Source organism: Streptomyces sp. NPDC029122 (genome assembly GCF_055569445.1).
This window is the reverse complement of record NZ_JBVHWK010000026.1, coordinates 60,582-77,618: the sequence shown is the minus strand read 5'-3', so window position 1 is coordinate 77,618 and position 17,037 is coordinate 60,582. Positions and strand designations below refer to the sequence as shown.

Annotated in this window: 15 protein-coding genes; 9 read left to right on the top strand and 6 right to left on the bottom strand. The window is 74.2% G+C overall.

Annotation, left to right across the window (positions count from 1 at the left end; genetic code table 11):
• Nucleotides 1-305: 305 nt before the first annotated feature.
• Entirely contained in the window at nt 306-1,061 is a 756-nt protein-coding gene (locus ACZ4WZ_RS26395) for a ferritin-like fold-containing protein (RefSeq protein ID WP_467894010.1), read from the top strand.
• 53 nt (nt 1,062-1,114) lie between these two features.
• On the opposite strand, the gene ACZ4WZ_RS26390 is transcribed toward ACZ4WZ_RS26395, so the two are convergent.
• The 4 genes from ACZ4WZ_RS26390 to ACZ4WZ_RS26375 all read right to left on the bottom strand — a co-directional run bounded on the left by ACZ4WZ_RS26390 (nt 1,115) and on the right by ACZ4WZ_RS26375 (nt 2,904).
• Complete coding sequence (locus tag ACZ4WZ_RS26390) at nt 1,115-1,417, bottom strand: hypothetical protein (RefSeq protein WP_467894009.1); 303 nt, start codon at nt 1,415-1,417, stop codon at nt 1,115-1,117.
• A 127-nt stretch (nt 1,418-1,544) separates the two neighbouring features.
• A complete protein-coding gene (locus ACZ4WZ_RS26385) occupies nt 1,545-1,772 on the bottom strand; it encodes a DUF3107 domain-containing protein (RefSeq protein ID WP_362467386.1) in 228 nt (75 codons plus the stop codon).
• Between the two features lie 120 nt (nt 1,773-1,892).
• Nucleotides 1,893-2,531 carry a TetR/AcrR family transcriptional regulator gene (locus ACZ4WZ_RS26380; RefSeq protein ID WP_467894006.1) on the bottom strand — a complete coding sequence of 213 codons (639 nt, stop codon included), beginning with the start codon at nt 2,529-2,531 and terminating at the stop codon, nt 1,893-1,895.
• A gap of 157 nt (nt 2,532-2,688) precedes the next feature.
• On the bottom strand, nt 2,689-2,904 hold the full coding sequence (locus ACZ4WZ_RS26375; protein WP_467894005.1) for a hypothetical protein: 216 nt from the start codon (nt 2,902-2,904) through the stop codon (nt 2,689-2,691).
• 134 nt (nt 2,905-3,038) lie between these two features.
• Here ACZ4WZ_RS26375 and ACZ4WZ_RS26370 point away from each other — a divergent pair, with 134 nt between their 5' ends.
• The 7 genes from ACZ4WZ_RS26370 to moeZ all read left to right on the top strand — a co-directional run bounded on the left by ACZ4WZ_RS26370 (nt 3,039) and on the right by moeZ (nt 11,459).
• Nucleotides 3,039-4,034: an alpha/beta fold hydrolase gene (locus tag ACZ4WZ_RS26370; RefSeq protein WP_467894003.1), complete on the top strand. Its 996-nt coding sequence runs from the start codon at nt 3,039-3,041 to the stop codon at nt 4,032-4,034.
• 4 nt (nt 4,035-4,038) lie between these two features.
• On the top strand, nt 4,039-5,553 hold the full coding sequence (locus ACZ4WZ_RS26365; RefSeq protein ID WP_467894001.1) for a DUF3152 domain-containing protein: 1,515 nt from the start codon (nt 4,039-4,041) through the stop codon (nt 5,551-5,553).
• A 234-nt stretch (nt 5,554-5,787) separates the two neighbouring features.
• On the top strand, nt 5,788-7,386 hold the full coding sequence (locus ACZ4WZ_RS26360) for a DUF3492 domain-containing protein (RefSeq protein WP_467894000.1): 1,599 nt from the start codon (nt 5,788-5,790) through the stop codon (nt 7,384-7,386).
• Nucleotides 7,383-8,426, top strand: coding sequence for a hypothetical protein (locus ACZ4WZ_RS26355; RefSeq protein ID WP_467893998.1), 1,044 nt, complete (start codon nt 7,383-7,385; stop codon nt 8,424-8,426). Before ACZ4WZ_RS26360 ends, ACZ4WZ_RS26355 begins: the two co-directional genes overlap by 4 nt.
• Before the next feature lie 31 nt (nt 8,427-8,457).
• A complete protein-coding gene (locus ACZ4WZ_RS26350; protein ID WP_467893996.1) occupies nt 8,458-9,459 on the top strand; it encodes an NAD-dependent epimerase/dehydratase in 1,002 nt (333 codons plus the stop codon).
• Nucleotides 9,447-10,202: a spherulation-specific family 4 protein gene (locus ACZ4WZ_RS26345; protein WP_467893994.1), complete on the top strand. Its 756-nt coding sequence runs from the start codon at nt 9,447-9,449 to the stop codon at nt 10,200-10,202. Before ACZ4WZ_RS26350 ends, ACZ4WZ_RS26345 begins: the two co-directional genes overlap by 13 nt.
• 78 nt (nt 10,203-10,280) lie before the next feature.
• On the top strand, nt 10,281-11,459 hold the full coding sequence (gene moeZ, locus ACZ4WZ_RS26340) for an adenylyltransferase/sulfurtransferase MoeZ (protein ID WP_467893992.1): 1,179 nt from the start codon (nt 10,281-10,283) through the stop codon (nt 11,457-11,459).
• Nucleotides 11,460-11,533: 74 nt separating this feature from the next.
• Here the strand turns inward: moeZ and ACZ4WZ_RS26335 are convergent, their stop codons facing one another.
• Together ACZ4WZ_RS26335 and ACZ4WZ_RS26330 are read right to left on the bottom strand one after the other, a co-directional pair.
• On the bottom strand, nt 11,534-13,087 hold the full coding sequence (locus ACZ4WZ_RS26335) for an alpha/beta hydrolase (protein WP_467893990.1): 1,554 nt from the start codon (nt 13,085-13,087) through the stop codon (nt 11,534-11,536).
• Between the two features lie 508 nt (nt 13,088-13,595).
• Entirely contained in the window at nt 13,596-16,304 is a 2,709-nt protein-coding gene (locus ACZ4WZ_RS26330) for a lysylphosphatidylglycerol synthase transmembrane domain-containing protein (RefSeq protein WP_467893989.1), read from the bottom strand.
• A 119-nt stretch (nt 16,305-16,423) separates the two neighbouring features.
• Between ACZ4WZ_RS26330 and ACZ4WZ_RS26325 the strand changes: the two genes are divergently transcribed.
• Nucleotides 16,424-16,771 (top strand): MGMT family protein, encoded by a 348-nt coding sequence (locus ACZ4WZ_RS26325; RefSeq protein WP_467893988.1) that lies wholly within the window; start codon nt 16,424-16,426, stop codon nt 16,769-16,771.
• The last annotated feature ends 266 nt before the right edge of the window (nt 16,772-17,037 follow it).

Sequence of the window (17,037 nt, the reverse complement as noted above, 5' to 3'; positions counted from 1 at the left end):
CGTGCGAAGCTGCGCGGGACCACTGGCCTTCGCTCAAGCGCTTCTGCCGCTGAGGGGGCCCCTCGTGCGGGCCGGTACGCATGGGCGCACCACCACACCGAGGGCGGTCGGGTGGAGCCGATCGGGCCACCGACCGGGCATCCTCATTCGGATGGCCCGCCGAGTATCCGGCAGGCGCATTACCACTGTACCCCGGAATCGCGCAGGTGTGTCGGGTGAATTCACCACGTAGGCGTGTTTACACGGAGCGGCAGTGCGCGCCAGTGGTGACTTGTGCGCCCTTTCGGCGGGCTATTGTGCGGAGCATGTCGACCGTAGAAAACGCATCTCCCGCCGACGACAACACCCTGGGGGCCCAGGGAATCGCCGCCCAGGACTGGGCGACGGCCTCCGCCTCGCCCCAGTACCGGGCCGCCGTCGTGGACCTGCTCGGCGCGCTGGCGTACGGGGAGCTCGCGGCCTTCGAGCGCCTCGCGGAGGACGCGAAGCTCGCCCCCACCCTCGGCGACAAGGCCGAGCTGGCGAAAATGGCCTCCGCCGAATTCCACCACTTCGAGCGGCTGCGCGACCGCCTCGCGGCCATCGACGCCGAGCCGACCGCCGCGATGGAGCCCTTCGCCAAGGGCGTGGACGACTTCCACCGCCAGACCGCCCCCTCCGACTGGCTGGAGGGCCTGGTCAAGGCGTACGTCGGCGACTCGATCGCCAGTGACTTCTACCGCGAGGTCGCCAACCACCTCGACACCGACACCCGCGCCCTGGTCGTCGGCGTCCTCGACGACACGGGCCACGGCGGCTTCGCCGTCGAGAAGGTCCGCGCCGCCATCGAGGCCGACCCGCGCTGCGGCGGACGGCTCGCGCTGTGGGCCCGCCGGCTGATGGGCGAGGCCCTCTCGCAGGCGCAGCGCGTGGTCGCCGAGCGCGACGCGCTGTCCACCATGCTGGTCGGCGGCGTCGACGGGATGGCGGCCGGCTTCGACCTGGCGGCCGTCGGCGAGATGTTCACCCGGATCACCAAGGCGCACACCAAGCGCATGGCCGCCCTGGGCCTCGCGGCCTGACGGTCCTGGGAACCCTCCCGGCACGCACCGCTCCACCGGGACGCGAGCCGCGCTCAGCCCCCCGACGAGAGCGAAAACGGAGCGCGCCGGGGGGACCTCCGGGAGCCGGCGGCGGGACGCAGCAGCAGGGAGAGGACCACGGCGGACACACCGACGCCCCCCAGCAGCGTCGCGAACAGGGTGTTGTGCCCCGGGCCCAGCGACATGTGCGTCAGATACGCCCCGAAAAGGGCGCCGACCACCCCGCTGACCAGCACCGTTCTCGTGGAGGGCAGTCGCTGCGCGAGGACCCGCGAGGCGGCGCCGGCCAGTGCGAGGCCCAGCAGACCTGAGCCGAGCGCCTCCATCAGCAGCATCTGGTCACTCCCATGCGTCAGGGCAAACGGGTCACTGCGCTCCCTACCCGAAGCGGAAGAAAGGGAAACGGCCCGGCGGAACCATCCGCCGGGCCGTTTCCTTCGTCCTCGGTGCCTCGAACGAGCGTCAGAGCGCCCCGAAACCGACCTTGCGCACGCTCGGCTCGCCCAGGTCGACGTACGACAGGCGGTCGGACGGCACGAGGACCTTGCGGCCCTTGACGTCGGTCAGGCTCAGCAGCGGCGCCGTACCGGACAGCGCGGCGGCCACGATGGCCTCCAGCTCCTCGGCGCTCAGGTCGCTCTCCAGCACGATCTCCCGGGGTGCGTGCTGCACGCCGATCTTGACCTCCACGGCTTTGTCCCTCCGACGGTCCGGTTCGCGCGATCAGCCGCGCCGTACCCGGTCCACATTAGCCCGGAGAGGGGACACGATCGGCTCGCGGCGGACACGCTGGCAGCGAACAACCGCCGGTCAGGCCTCCGTGCCGTGCAGCGGGAAACCGGCGATGCCGCGCCACGCCAGCGAGGTCAGCAGGCCCACCGCCGTGTCGCGGGCGACCGGGCTCTCACTGGAGAGCCAGTACCGGGCGACGACCTGCGAGACCCCGCCCAGGCCCACCGCCAGCAGCATCGACTCGTCCTTCGACAGGCCCGTGTCCTCGGCGATGACGTCCGAGATGGCTTCCGCGCACTGGAGCGAGACCCGGTCGACGCGCTCGCGCACCGCCGGCTCGTTCGTCAGGTCCGACTCGAACACCAGCCGGAACGCGCCCCCCTCGTCCTCGACGTACGCGAAGTAGGCGTCCATCGTCGCCGCCACGCGCAGCTTGTTGTCGCTGGTCGACGCCAGCGCCCCGCGCACGGCCTGCAGCAGGCTCTCGCAGTGCTGGTCCAGCAGGGCCAGGTACAGGTCGAGCTTGCCGGGGAAGTGCTGGTAGAGCACCGGCTTGCTGACGCCGGCGCGCTCGGCGATGTCATCCATCGCGGCCGCGTGATAGCCCTGCGCGACGAAAACCTCCTGGGCCGCGCCCAGCAGCTGGTTGCGCCGGGCCCGGCGCGGCAGTCGCGTGCCCCGCGGACGCGCTGCCTCGGTCTGCTCGATGGCTGTCACGCCGCCTCCCACTTTCTCTAAGAACACAGTGCGCTCTGCGCCGCGCCGCCATCGTACTTTTCGGTAACCGAATCTGGTGGGTTCAAGCCGAGTTTTCTCGCGGTACGGACCGCTTGGACACAGGCCTGACACGCTGGTCAGCGCCCGTCGGAGCGGGTCAGCGGTAGTCCTCCTCGTCCAGCGGGACCACCCGGGCCTGCTCGGCGGCGTCCGCCACCGGCGCCTCGTCCGGATCCAGGCCGACGAGCGGATCGTCCTCCTGCGGCTGGATCTCGGTGTGCTGCTCGGCGGCGTCCGCTTCCGGCGCCTCGGTGCCGATGGCGTCCCGCAACTCTTCCCGGAAGGTGTCCGGCTCCGCAGGGTCGACAGTCATTCCGCTCCCCTCGCCTTCGCTCGTCATCCCACTACGAGCCTAGGAGGAACGGCAGTCCGCCGCCAGACGGTCCTGTGACCGCGAACACAAGCGAACGCAAGGGGCCGGGCGTGATCGTCTCGTAACATTGGCCCATGTCTTCGACCGAGCCGCCGGGCGTACGGTCCACCGCCGGACCGGCCTCCCAGGCAGGTGCCGTCCGGGTGGCCGACGGGGAGCAGCTGCGCACCGTCGCGCTGCCGGGCCTGGAAATGAACGTACGTTTCCGGCCGCCGCAGCGGGCGGGCCTGCCGCCCGCGCTCTTCGTCCACGGGCTCGGCGGTTCCTCCCAGAACTGGTCGGCCCTCATGGAGCAGCTGGCCGGAAGCGTCGACGGCGAGGCCGTGGACCTGCCCGGATTCGGCTGGTCCCCGCCGCCCGCCGACCGGGACTACTCGGTGACCGCGCTCGCCCGCGCCGTCATCCGCCACCTCGACGCCGCCGGGCGCGGGCCGGTGCACCTCTTCGGCAACTCCCTCGGCGGGGCGGTCTCCACCCGCGTCGCGGCCGTCCGCCCGGACCTGGTGCGGACCCTGACGCTCGTCTCGCCCGCGCTGCCGGAGCTGCGCGTGCAGAGGGCGGCCGTGCCCACCGCCCTGCTGGCCCTCCCGGGCATCGCCGCGCTCTTCGGCCGGCTCACGCACGGGATGACGGCCGAACAGCGCACCCGGGGAGTGACGGCCCTCTGTTACGGAGACCCCTCACGGGTGACGGCGGAGGGCTTCCGCGCCGCCGTCGAGGAGATGGAGCGGCGCATGGCGCTGCCCTACTTCTGGGACGCGATGACCCGCTCCTCGCGGGGGATCGTCGACGCGTACACCCTCGGCGGGCAACACGGACTGTGGCGCCAGGCGCAGCGCGTGCTCGCGCCGGCCCTGCTCGTCTACGGTGGGCGCGACCGACTGGTGTCGTACCGTATGGCGCGCAAGGCCGCCGCGTCCTTCCGGGGCTCGCGGCTGGTGTGCCTGCCCGAGGCCGGGCACGTGGCGATGATGGAGTACCCCGAGGTGGTCGCGGCGGCCTTCCGGGACCTCCTGCGTGACACCGCCGACCGGGTATCCGACCGAAGTACCGAAGACGGCAAGGGCTGAGGACGTGGGACGACATAGTCGCAAGGCCTCCGCCCCGGTCCGTCCGCCCGCGGAGCCCGGGCCGCCGACGGCGGCGTACGAGCCCCAGGGGTACGAGGCCGGCCCCTACGCCGCCGGCTCCCACGCGGACGGGCTGTACACGGACGGGCTGTACACCCCCGACCCGTACGAGCCGGCGCCCCACGAGGCCTACGCGCGCGGGCAGTACGCGCCCGAGCCCGCGCCCCACGGGGCCCCCGCGCACCGGCAGTACACCCCCGACCCGTACGACCCGGCGCCCCACGAGGCACACGCGCCCCAGCACTACCCCCACGACCGCTACGCCCACGACCCGTACGAGCCCGCGCCCTACCCCGGGCCTCCCGGCGGCGCGCACCGGGACACCGAGCCCACCGTCGTCCACCAGGGGTACGCGCCCCAGGCCCGCCCCGCATCCCGCGGTGCACGCCCCGGCGGCCACCCCGAGCAGCGCGAAGGCGGCGGCGCCGGCCGGGCCCCCGGGGCGGGTGCCGTCCACGGCGACCGGCTCGGCGCCCCCCGGGCCGCCACCCCCGCGCCCGCACCCGCCCCGGCGGTGGTCCGCCCGGCGCCGGCGTCCGCCCCGCGCGACCCCCTCGGCTCGACCGGCTCCCACCGCCGGGTGCCCGGGCCCCGCACGCCCGAAGCGCCCGCCGCCCCCGCGAGCGGCCGTGGCGCGAAGATCCGTACGTACACCGGAATGGCCGCCGCGGCCGTCACCACCGTGCTCGCCGTCGTCGTCGCCGGACAGGTGGCCACCGAGGGCGACTCCGACGCCGCCGCCACCCGCGCCGCCGGGGACGATGCGCTCCCGCGCACCCAGAGCGACCGCTCGCCCGCCTCCCGCTCCGACGGCCGCCCCACCCCGTCCGTCCCGCCGGCCCCGGCCGCACAGCCGCCCACGTACGAGGAGCGGATGGCGCGGCAGCTGCCCATCGACGCCAAGCTCGCCGGCCCGGGGAACTTCGACACCGTGCCCGGCGTCGACAAGGCCCCGGGCAAGGGGAAGCGGGTGCGCTACCGGGTCGACGTGGAACAGGGCCTCGGCATGGACCCGCAGCTGTTCGCCGACGCCGTGCAGCGCACGCTCAACGACCCGCGCAGCTGGGCCCACGACGGTGCGATGACCTTCGAGCGGGTGCCGGGCGGCGAGGCCGAGTTCGTGATCACCCTGGCCAGCCCCGGGACCACCGGCGTCTGGTGCGCGAAATCCGGGCTGGACACCACCGTCGACAACGTCTCCTGCGACTCCGCCGCCACCGAGCGCGTGATGATCAACGCCTTCCGGTGGGGCCAGGGTTCGCCGACCTACGGCCCCGACCAGATGCTCGCCTACCGGCAGATGCTCATCAACCACGAGGTCGGACACCGGCTCGGCCACGGACACGTCAGCTGTCAGACCCCGGGCGCCCTCGCGCCGATCATGCAGCAGCAGACGAAGTCCCTGAACATCGACAACATCCCCTGCAAGGCCAACCCCTGGGTGTACCCCGGCAATTGACCGGGCCCACGGCCCCGGACGGGCCCGCGGTACCGAACGCCGGGTGACCTTCGCGTAACGCCCTTCCTAGCGTGCTCGAACGCGAACCGTACGGGAAAGTTACGACTCTTCACCCCTTCCGGTGGCGCGACGGACAACCGTCCGCCGCGCCACCGGCGCATCCGCTTGAGTTTCCCGCGGCGGGTCGCCGGACCGACGGCGACCGCCCGGAACGGGAGATCGGGGGTGCCACTCGTGCGGATCGGACTGGTCACGGAAGGTGGTTATCCGTATGCGGCGGGAGAGGCCGGGCTCTGGTGCGACCGGCTCGTGCGCGGACTGCCGCAGCACGAGTTCGAGCTCTACGCGCTGAGCCGCACCGCCGGCCAGGAGGAGCGCGGCCGGGTCACGCTCCCGCCGCACGTCACCCGCGTGCGCACCGCCCCGCTGTGGGCCCCCGCCGACGACGGGCGGACGTACTCCCGCCGCGAGCGGCGGCGCTTCGCGGAGGGCCTCGCGGAGCTGGTCCGGGGGATCTGCGAGGGCGGGCCCGAGGCCTTCGCCGCCGGACTGTACGGTCTCGCCGAACTCGCCGGTGAACAGGGCGGGATGTACGCGGCCCTGCGCTCCGAGACCGCCGTGCGGGTGGTGGAGGCCGGCTGCCGCGCCCGGGGCGCGAGCCGCGCCGTGCGGACGGCGGCGGTCCCCGACCTGCTCCAGTTCGTCGACGAACTGGAGCGCGCCCTGCGCCCGTTGTCCCTCGACTGGTACGAGGGCGAGGACGAGGACGAGGGCCTCGGCCGGGCCGACGTGTGCCACGCCGCCGCCGGCGGGGTGGCGGCCGTCCCCGGACTGCTGGCCAAACGCTTCTTCGGGGTCCCGCTGCTGGTCACCGAGTACGGCGTCCAGCTCCGCGCCCACTACCTGGAACGGCGCGAGGAGACCCGGCCCGCCGTGCGCGCCCTGCTGGCCGCCTTCCACATCCGCCTCGCCGGGGAGATCTACGCCCGCGCCGACCTGCTCACCCCCGGCAACGCGCACGCCCGCCGCTGGCAGGAGCGCTGCGGGGCGTCCCGGGAGCGGCTGCGGACGGTCTACCCGGGCATGGAGGCGGACCGATTCGCCACCGTCGGCGAGGACCCCGGCCGAGGGGACCCGGACACCCTGGTGTGGGTCGGGCGGGTCGAGCCGGCCAAGGACCTGATCGCCCTGCTGCACGCCTTCGCGGAGGTCCGCCGGGCCGCACCCCACACCCGGCTGCGGATCTTCGCCTCGGCGGCCGCCCCCGGATACCTGGCCGACTGCCGCTCGCTGGCCGCACAGCTCTTCCCCGACGAGGCCGCCGACGCGCGGACCGTGGGGGAGAGCCCCGTCACCTTCGAGGAGATCGGCGGCCCCGAGGCGCCCACGCCCGCCGACGCGTACGGGGCCGGGCGGATCGTGCTGCTGTCCTCGGTGATCGAGGGCTTCCCCATCACCCTGGCCGAGGCCATGTTCTGCGGCCGGGCCACCGTCTCCACCGACGTCGGGGCCGTCCGCGAGGTCATCGGCGGCACCGGGCTCGTCGTCCCCCCGCGCAACCCCCGCGCCCTGGCCGAGGCCTGCCTCGCGCTGCTGGAGGACCCCGAGCGGGCCCAGCGGCTGGGCGCCGCGGCGCGGGCGAGGGCGCTGGAACTCTTCACCGTCGAGCAGAACGTGGAGGCCTTCCGCGAGAGCTACCTGCGGCTGCTGGCCACCGGTTCGGCGCGGCCCGAGGGGGAGGTGCCGTTCGCCTGCCCGGCGGAGGCGCGGGTGCCGGGGCCGTGGGTCACCCGCCCGGCCGAGACGGGACTGGCTTCGGAGGCGATGGCATGACGACCTCGGACATCGCGGGCGCGCCGCCGCCCGAGGCCCTCCCCGCGGCGGACCCCGCCCCGGCTCCCGCCGACGCGGCCGGCGCGTACGGGACGGGGCCGGCCGCGGCCGCCGGGGCGGGGGCTGCCGGCGCGGCCGGCGCGGGCGGGCCGGAGAAGGCCCGCCGCAGGGCCGGCGGGGACCCCGTCAAGGCGCTGCTGCACCGGCACCGGGAGCTCTGCGAGCGGGCCGTCGACCCGCTGGAGATCGCCGCCGGACTGGAGGCGCACGGCCTCACCGACCGCACCGCCGCACGGTTCCGGCACCGGGACGTCTTCACCCTCGCCGAGGAGCTGTACGCGCGGAGCCCGCGCGGCGAGGCACCCGATCCCGCGCCCGCGCAGCCCCCGGCCACCGCCCGGGCGGTACGCGGCTTCGGGTACGCCCTGCTGCCCGGCGCCCTCGCCCTCGGCGCGGCCGCCACCGGGACCCCGGGGGCCGGACCCCTCGCGGCGCTCGTCACCGCCGCCGCGCTGGTGTGGCCCGGGCGCAGCGCCCGGGGCCGCTTCCCCCGCGCCGTCCACCTGCTGGCGGCGGCCGCCGTCGGCTGGGCCGTCCACCGGCACGGCCCCGCCCTCGGCGCGGCCCTCGCGCTGGCCGTCGCCCCCGGACACCTCGCCGCGGTCCTCTACGCCGCCCGGGCGCGCCGCCGGCTCGCCGGGAGCCGGGCCCTGGAGGACTTCGCCGCCGGGGCGCGGCCGCTGCTCGCCGGGACCCTCCTGCTGTTCGCCGCGGCCGCCACGGGGGCGGCCGTGCTCACCGGGGCCGCCCCGGGGACGGCCGTGCCGCTCGCGGTGCTGCTGTTCCTGGCCCGGCTGCTGCTCCGGCACGGGGCCCGCCGCCCCCCGGTGGCCGCGGCCCTGGCGCTCGCCCTGGTCCCGGCCCCGGCGGCGGTCGCGGCCGCCGCGGCGGGACTCCTCGTACACGCCTTCCTCGCGCTGTCCCGTGCCTCCGCACACGCGCGTCACCGACCCCAGCGAAACCAAGGAGAAACAGGATGACCGGCCAGCCAATCGACCAAGGGGTTGCGCGATGAGGGTGCTGCTGATCGGAGCCAACGGATACCTCGGGCGCTACGTCGCGGACCGGCTGCTCGCCGACCCCGCCGTACAGCTCACCGCGCTCGGCCGCGGCGACGACGCCGACGTCCGCTTCGACCTCGCCACCGGCAGCCCCGGCGCGCTCACCCGGTTCCTGGACGCCGTCCACCCGGGCGTCGTCATCAACTGCGCGGGCGCCACCCGCGGCGGTGCCCGGGAACTGACCCGGCACAACACCGTCGCCGTCGCCACCATCTGCGAGTCCCTGCGCCGCAGCGGCTGCGGGGCCCGCCTCGTCCAGCTCGGCTGCGCCGCCGAGTACGGGCCCAGCCAGCCCGGGTCCTCCACGGCCGAGGACGCGGTCCCGAGACCCGGCGGGCCGTACGGCGTCAGCAAACTCGCCGCCACCGAGCTGGTCCTCGGCTCGGGACTGGACGCCGTCGTCCTGCGGGTCTTCTCGCCCGTCGGACCCGGCACCCCGGCCGGTTCCCCGCTCGGCCGGCTCGCCGAGGCGATGCGGCGGGCCATGCAGTCCGGGGACGGCGAGCTCAAGCTGAGCGGCCTCGGGGTGCAGCGCGACTTCGTCGACGTACGGGACGTCGCGCGGGCGGTGCACGCCGCGTCCCTGTCCGCCGCCCAGGGCGTCGTGAACATCGGCACCGGCCGCGCGGTCCGGCTGCGCGACGCGGCGGCCGTCCTCGCCCGGGTCGCCGGCTACGGCGGCGCCCTGCACGAGCTGGACGTACCGCACGGCGACGGCCGGCACGGGCACGGCGGCCGGCCGCCCGGCCTGGCCGCCATCGGCTCCCCCCGCTCCGAGGCCACGCCCGAGCAGCTCGCCGCGGCCCCCCAGGCGTACCCCTACCCCGACGGCTGCGGCGCCTGGCAGCAGGCCGACGTCCGCACCGCCCGCGACCGGCTCGGCTGGCGGCCCCGGATCAACCTGGAGGAGTCCCTCGCGGACATCTGGATGGAGGCGGCGTGCCGCATCTGACCACCCCGCCGGGGTCCACGGCGACGGCCGCGACCGAGGCCGGCCGGCTCGGCCTGGGCATCCCCGGCTACGCGCACCCGCTGGTCGCCCCGGTGGAGTGGGCCGAGCTGACCCGCCCCGGGACCCCCCTCCACTGGGCGGTGCTCAACGTCGCGGCCGGCCCCGGCGGCCGGCCCGACCCGCACTGCACGGAGGCGGCCGCGAAGCTGCGGGCCGCGGGCGGAACCGTCCTCGGGCACCTCGCCGTACGGGACGGCTCCCGCTCCTTCGGGGAGCTGCTCTCCGACGCGCACCGGTTCCGCGACTGGTACGGCGTCAGCGGTTTCTACCTGGCCGGCGCCCCCGCCGACCGGGCGGACCTGCCCGCCGTCCGCCGGGTGACGGACGCGCTGCGGGGGCTCGGAGAGGGCATGCGGATCGTGCTGGGGCACGGAACGCACCCCTACGAGGGCTACGTGGAGGCCGCCGACCAGCTGGTCACCTTCTCCGGGGCCTGGGCCGACTACCGCTGGTCGCAGGTGGCGGAGTGGACAGCCGACCATCCGCCGGAGCGGTTCTGCCACCTCGTCCACGGGGTGCCGAGCACGCACCTGGAGGAGGCCATGCGGATCGCCCGCTGGCAGGGAGCGGGCACCATCTGGTTCACCGACCGGCGCGGCGCGGCCGACCGCGACCCCTGGGCCTCCATGCCCGCGTACTGGGACGAAATCGTCTCGCGGATCGGGACGGGTGTCTTGGAATGAAGACGGGCGTGGCACTGTTACGGGATAGAACAACCCTTAAATGCTCCCCGCGTCCGCGGGGATGACCCTGGAGTCCCCGTGTCGCTGCCACCCCTGGTTGAGCCAGCCGCTGAGCTCACCGTTGACGAGGTCCGTCGGTACTCGCGTCACCTGATCATCCCCGATGTCGGGATGGACGGGCAGAAGCGCCTGAAGAACGCCAAGGTGCTCGCCGTGGGTGCCGGCGGTCTCGGCTCGCCCGCCCTGATGTACCTGGCCGCGGCCGGTGTCGGCACGCTGGGCATCGTGGAGTTCGACGAGGTCGACGAGTCGAACCTGCAGCGCCAGATCATCCACAGCCAGGCGGACATCGGCCGTTCCAAGGCCGAGTCCGCCCGCGACAGCGTGCTGGGCATCAACCCGTACGTGAACGTGGTCCTGCACGAAGAGCGGCTCGAAGCCGACAACGTGATGGAGATCTTCAGCCAGTACGACCTCATCGTCGACGGCACGGACAACTTCGCCACGCGCTACCTGGTCAACGACGCCTGCGTGCTGCTGAACAAGCCGTACGTATGGGGTTCGATCTACCGCTTCGACGGCCAGGCCTCCGTCTTCTGGTCCGAGCACGGCCCCTGCTACCGCTGCCTGTACCCGGAGCCCCCGCCGCCGGGCATGGTCCCGAGCTGCGCCGAGGGCGGCGTACTGGGCGTGCTCTGCGCGTCCATCGGTTCGATCCAGGTCACCGAGGCCATCAAGGTCCTCACCGGCGTCGGCGAGCCGCTCGTCGGCCGCCTGATGATCTACGACGCCCTGGAGATGCAGTACCGCCAGGTCAAGGTCCGCAAGGACCCCGACTGCGCGGTCTGCGGTCCGAACGCGACCGTCACCGAGCTCATCGACTACGAGGCCTTCTGCGGCGTCGTGTCGGAGGAGGCCCAGGAGGCCGCCGCGGGCTCCACGATCACTCCCAAGCAGCTCAAGGAGTGGATCGACGCGGACGAGAAGATCGAGATCATCGACGTCCGTGAGAAGAACGAGTACGAGATCGTCTCCATCCCCGGCGCGAAGCTGATCCCCAAGGGCGAGTTCCTGATGGGCACCGCCCTCCAGGACCTCCCGCAGGACAAGCGGATCGTCTTGCACTGCAAGACGGGTGTCCGCAGTGCGGAAGTCCTCGCGGTGCTGAAGTCCGCGGGCTTCTCCGACGCGGTGCACGTCGGCGGCGGCGTCATCGGCTGGGTCCACCAGATCGAGCCCGAGAAGCCGGTCTACTAGGACCGGTTGCCGCCGGTCGCCCCGGCAGCTTCCCGGAAAGGGGCCGTACCCGCCCGGCGGGTACGGCCCCTTCCTCATGCCGCCGCGCAGACGGTGCCCGTGCCCGGCACCTTCCCGCCGAGCAGGTACGCGTTCACCGCGCCCTGGACGCACTTGTCGCCGCTGTTGTACGCGCCGTGCCCCTCGCCCTTGTACGTCAGCTCCACGCCCACGCCCTTGCCGAGCCGCTCGGCCATCTTGCGCGCGCCCTCGTACGGGGTCGCCGGGTCACCGGTGTTGCCGATCACCAGGATCGGCGCGGAACCGGGGGCGGAGACGTCCGGGGTCCGCCAGGCACCCGGCACCGGCCAGTCGGTGCAGCTCAGCAGGGCCCAGCCGAGGAAGTCCCCGAAGACGGGCGAGGCCGAACGGAAGCGCGGCAGCCGGGCCTTGGTCTCCTCCAGGGTGTAGCGCTCCTTGGAGTCGGCGCAGTTGATGGCGGTGTTGGCCGCGCCGATGTTGCTGTAACGGCCGTTTTCGTCACGGCCGTTGAGTGCGTCGGACAGGGCCATCAGCAACTGTCCCTGCCCGCCTTCGGCTTCGTCCAGCCCCTGTTCCAGCAGCGGCCACAACTCCTTGGAGTACAGGGCCTGGGCGATGCCGTTGGTCGCCTGCGACTCGGTGAGCTGCCGGCCGCCGATGCCGGGGATCGGCCTGGCGCCCAGGTCCTTCTGCAGCTCGATGACGTTCGCCTCGATCTCCTTGGCGGTGCTGCCCTGGATCCGGCACTGGTCGCCGCGGTCCACGCAGTCCTGGGCGAAGTTGCCGAGGGCCAGCTGGAAGCCCTTCGCCTGGCCGAGAGCGCCCTGTTCGGCGTCCTTGGTGGGGTCCACCACGGCGTCGAAGACGGCCCGGCCGACGTTCTTCGGGAAGAGGTGGGCGTAGACCCCGCCGAGTTCGGTGCCGTAGGAGATCCCGAAGTAGTTCAGTTTCTTGTCGCCGAGGGCCTGGCGGATCCGGTCCAGGTCGCGGGCGGCGTTCTCGGTGCCCACGTACGGGAGCACCTTGCCGGACTTGGCCCGGCAGGCCTCCTGGTACGTGCGGATGCCTTCGACGTAGGCCTTCTCCTCCTGCGGGGTGTCGGGGGAGGAGTCCTGCGCGTAGTAGGCGTCCAGCTGCCTGTCGTCCTCACAGCGGACGGGGGCGCTGCCGCCGACCCCGCGCGGGTCGAAGCTCACCAGGTCGTACCGGGCGCGCAGGGCCTCGTACTCCTTGGCGGCGCCCGGCAGCGTGGAGATCCCGGACCCGCCGGGACCGCCGAAGTTGAACACCAGTGAGCCGAGCCGCTCGGCCTGGCGGCGGGCCTTCGCGCGGATCAGGGCGATGGGGATGGTCTCGCCCTCCGGCTCGGCGTAGTCGAGCGGTACGTCGAGCGTGGCGCACTGCCAGTCCCGGCCGGGCGCCGGCCCGCCGCCCTGGGCGGCCGTGGGGGCGTTGCACTCGCCCCAGGAGAGGGGCTTGACCGGCTCGGCGGCGCCGGACCCGGTTCTCCGGCCGCCGCTGCCGTCGCCGTCGGAACAGGCGCCGGTGGTGAGCAGCGTGGCGGCGAGCGCGGCGGCGGTGGTGGCCCGGAGGACGTTTCTCGGCATGTCCCCATCCTGTGGGCGCGCCCCTGCCCCCGCCCGCGCGCTGACCCGTCCGGGGGACGGGCGGCGACCGTGGCCCGCCGGGGGCGGAGCGCGGCCGGTGGCGAAGGACCGCGGCCGGGGCGGCCGGGGCCGTGGCCGCGGCCTGCCGGAGCGGGGCGTGGCCGGTGGCGAGGAAGGACACTGTGGCCGGGGGGGGTGCTGTTCGCCGACGCCGCCCAACGGGCCCGCGTGCCGGCGACCGCGAGGTCACCGGGTGCCAGAACCCGGCGTACAGGCCGGCTTCACGCCCACGCCCCTCGTCGGCTACCGGCGTACGCGCCCCGCCCGCGGGGGCGCCCGCCGGACCTCGCGCCCCCACTGCGCGGGACCAGGGGGGGCGGGGCCGGCAGGCCATGGCGGGGGGTCCGGGGCGCAGCTCCTGGGGGCACCTCCCAGCGGTAGCCGGGGGAGGAACGGGCGAAGCAGCGGCCGCGTACACGGCCCCGCCCCCCACCGGCCACCCGCGGAGCTAGATGGCTTCCTTGCGGGTCAGGAAGTTGAACGACAGCCACCCCGGCAGCACCGGCAGCCAGAAGGTCATCAGACGGAACAGCAGCACCGCCGAGATCGCGACCTCCTTCTCCAGTCCCGCCGCGATCAGACCCAGCGTCAGGGTGGTCTCCACCGCCCCGATGCCGCCGGGCGTCGGCGCCGCCGAGCCGAGCGCGTTGCCCGCCAGGAACACCACCGCGATGCTCGCGTAGCTGATGGCCTCCCCGCCCCCGAAGGCGCGGATCGAGGCGTCCAGGCACATCACGAAGCAGCCGGTCAGCAGCAGCATGCCGCCGATGCCCGTCATCAGCTTCTGCGGCCGCTGGAGCACGTCCAGCATGCGCGGCACCACACCCGCGAACAGCGCCCGCACCCGCGTCACCACGAACTTCCGCAGGAACGGCACCGCCGTGACGACCAGCACCAGTACCGCCACCGTCAGCAGGCCCGCGATGACCGTCCTCGACGGGGTCATCTCCGGGGTCTTCTCCGTGCCCGTCAGGTAGCCGAAGGCCAGCAGCAGCAGGATGTGGCTGGCCAGCCCGAAGAGCTGCGAAGCGCCGACGCTCGCCACCGCCAGCCCCGGCCGGACGCCCGCCCGTTGCAGGAACCGGGTGTTCAGCGCGACACCGCCCACCGCCGCCGGGGCGACCAGCTTCACGAACGACCCCGCGACCTGCGCGACCACCGTCCGCAGGAAGGACACCCGTTCCGGGACGAAGCCCAGCAGGCTCATCGCCGCCGCGAAGTACGTCAGTGCCGAGAAGGCGAGCGCCGCCCCGACCCAGCCCCACTGCGCCTGACCGACGATGGTCGCGAAGTCCACGTGCGCCAGCTGCGTGAGCAGGAAGTACGCACCGAAGGCACCCGCGATGAAGGACACCAGCGTGCGCGGCCGGATCCGCTCCAGCCGGGCCGGCTCCACCGGCGCCTGCGGGCGGATCAGCAGCACCTGCCGACGGATCTGGCTGAGCAGGTCCTCCTCCCGCGCCCCCTCCAGCGCGTCGTCCAGCGCCCTCTTCTCGGCCTTGCGGTCGGCGGCCGGGCTGGGCGCGGCCGGTGCGGCGCCGTCGCCCGGCTCGCGCGCGGTCTTCGCCGCCCGCGAGGACTCCAGTACGGCTTCCCGCTGCCGGTCGGCCCGCTCCCGGGCCAGCTTGCGCAGGGTCGCCCGGGTGGACCGGCTCAGCGCGATCGGCTGGAGCAGCGGCAGGCAGTCCGCCACCGCGTCCGGGCCGAGCACCGACACCGCCGAGGCCACCGACCGCTCCGCGCCGACCCGCAGGCCGAGCGTGGTCAGCAGCTGTGCGATGTCCATCCGCAGCACCAGGTCGCCGGCCGCGATCTCACCGCCCCGCAGGTCCGTGAGGATCACCTTGCCGGAACGATCCACCACCAGCGCGTCCCCCGTGAGCCGGCGGTGCGCGATCCGGCGCGACTGCAGGGCCCGTACCTGCTCCCACGCGTTGCGGATCAGCTCGTCGGTGATCTCCTCGTCGGCGAGCGCGTCCAGGTTGCGGCCGCCCAGGTGCTCGTAGACGAGCATCACGGCGTCCGGGCCCAGCTCGGAGGTGGCGATCAGCTTCGGCGCGTTCGCACCGGCCGCGATGGCGGCGTACGCGAGCAGGGCCTCCTGCTCCAGCGCCTGGCGCAGGGACTGGATGCTGCGCCGGGTGGTGATCCCGCGCAGGGTCAGCCGCCGCCAGACCCGGTAGAAGAAGCCCTGCGCCTGCTGTTCGCGGTCCACGACGGTGACGTCCAGCGGAGGACCGTCCTCCAATGTGACGTGGTACCGGCGGCCTCGGTCGCCGATCTCCGTGCCGTCCCCGTCCGGGGCCTCCGCGCGCATCGCGCTGACCGGCTGGAAGCCGACGCGGCGCAGCCCGGCGAGGAGGTTCTGCCCGGTGGGCCGGACGTTCGGCGAGCCGACCGCGTACAGGGTTCCGTACGCCACGCTCCAGCCGATCAGCACCGTCAGGATGATCGAGAACGGTGTGGTGTACCCGCTGACCAGCATCGCGAAGGCGTCCAGCAGCAGGACCACCCACAGCGCGACCCGCCAGCGCGGCCGCCGGGTCATCCCGACGGCCGTCATGTACGCGATCACCGGCGCGAGGTACCCGTGCACCGGGTCCGTGGAGGCGCCGGGCGTGCCCGTGGCACGGGTGAGGGCGTCCTGGATGGTCCCGGGGGCGCCCTGGGACACCCACAGGTCGGTGGCCAGGGTCACCCCGTGCGCGAGGACGGCCGCGAGGACGCCGTCGGCGATGCGCAGCCCGTCGCGTTTGATCAGCCGCTCGATGGCGAAGGCCACCGGTACGAGGAGCACGGCGATGCTGGACACCAGCCCCGCGACCTTGATCAGCAGGTCCGGCGCCTGGCCGGTGCCCTGCGTGATGTCCTGCTCCAGGCCCGCGGTGGTGCCGTGGGCGAAGGCGGCGATGCCGAGCACGACGGCGATGCCGAGGATCCCGGCGAGCAGGCGGACCAGGTCCGAGGGCCGGTGCACGCGGGCGGCGAGCAGCGGCTCGTCCACCTCGACGCGGTCGGCCGCCGTCGGCGTGTGGCCGGGCGGGTCGTCGGGGTGCGCCTCGTCCGGGCGCGCGTCATCGCCCCTCGCCGCGCCGTCCGGAGGGCTCACAACCCGCTCCTTCGCCGTCACATCCGTCTCTTCTTGATCACGTATCACCAGTCACCGCCCGGAAGATGGTGGCACGGACCGACGGCCGAGCGGGGCAGCAGGGTGCGCGCCGGTACGGAAGGAAGGCTTCCACCGGGGCGCCCGGAACATCCGGCACCATGTGCCGAATGAGCGAAGAGCTGCCCGCCTACGCGGAGCGGGTACTGGAGGTCGCCGAGCGGATTCCGCCCGGCCGGGTGATGACGTACGGGGACGTCGCCGAGTGGCTCGGCGAGGGAGGACCGCGCCAAGTCGGGCGTGTCATGGCCCTGTACGGAGGAGCCGTGCCCTGGTGGCGCGTGGTGCGGGCGGACGGCGTACCCCTGCCCGGCAGCGAGCGGCGCGCCCTCGGGCACTACCGGTCCGAGGGCACCCCCCTGCGCGAGACCGCCTCCGGCGAGCCGCGGCTGGCGATGCGCAGGGCGCGCTGGGACGGGCGCGAGGAGGGACAGGGGGGCGACGAGGCTCACACCTGACAGCTTCCGGCATACGAGATGCGGACGGAGGGTCGAAGGCCCGTACGGAGGACGAGGCCGAAGGCCTCCCGGGCGACGCCCGGCCCCGGCGGGACGGACTGCGGGGGCCGTCGCGGTTGGCGTAGCGTTGCCTCTTCGGCGTACGCGACCGGGGGCCTCCCGGCCACCGCGGCCGCCGGCCAGACCGCAGCAACCGCAGACCCACCAGGACCGGCACCCCACGTGATCACCTCTTCTCCCGGCCGCTCGGAGCGGCGTACGCGGAC

Coding starts and splice junctions, on each gene's coding strand:
- ACZ4WZ_RS26355 (WP_467893998.1), top strand. CDS start 7,383: ATGACGACCTCGGACATCGCGGGCGCGCCGCCGCCCGAGGCCCTCCCC.
- ACZ4WZ_RS26370 (WP_467894003.1), top strand. CDS start 3,039: ATGTCTTCGACCGAGCCGCCGGGCGTACGGTCCACCGCCGGACCGGCC.
- ACZ4WZ_RS26375 (WP_467894005.1), bottom strand. CDS start 2,904: ATGACTGTCGACCCTGCGGAGCCGGACACCTTCCGGGAAGAGTTGCGG.
- ACZ4WZ_RS26335 (WP_467893990.1), bottom strand. CDS start 13,087: ATGCCGAGAAACGTCCTCCGGGCCACCACCGCCGCCGCGCTCGCCGCC.
- ACZ4WZ_RS26325 (WP_467893988.1), top strand. CDS start 16,424: ATGAGCGAAGAGCTGCCCGCCTACGCGGAGCGGGTACTGGAGGTCGCC.
- ACZ4WZ_RS26395 (WP_467894010.1), top strand. CDS start 306: ATGTCGACCGTAGAAAACGCATCTCCCGCCGACGACAACACCCTGGGG.
- ACZ4WZ_RS26350 (WP_467893996.1), top strand. CDS start 8,458: ATGAGGGTGCTGCTGATCGGAGCCAACGGATACCTCGGGCGCTACGTC.
- ACZ4WZ_RS26390 (WP_467894009.1), bottom strand. CDS start 1,417: ATGCTGCTGATGGAGGCGCTCGGCTCAGGTCTGCTGGGCCTCGCACTG.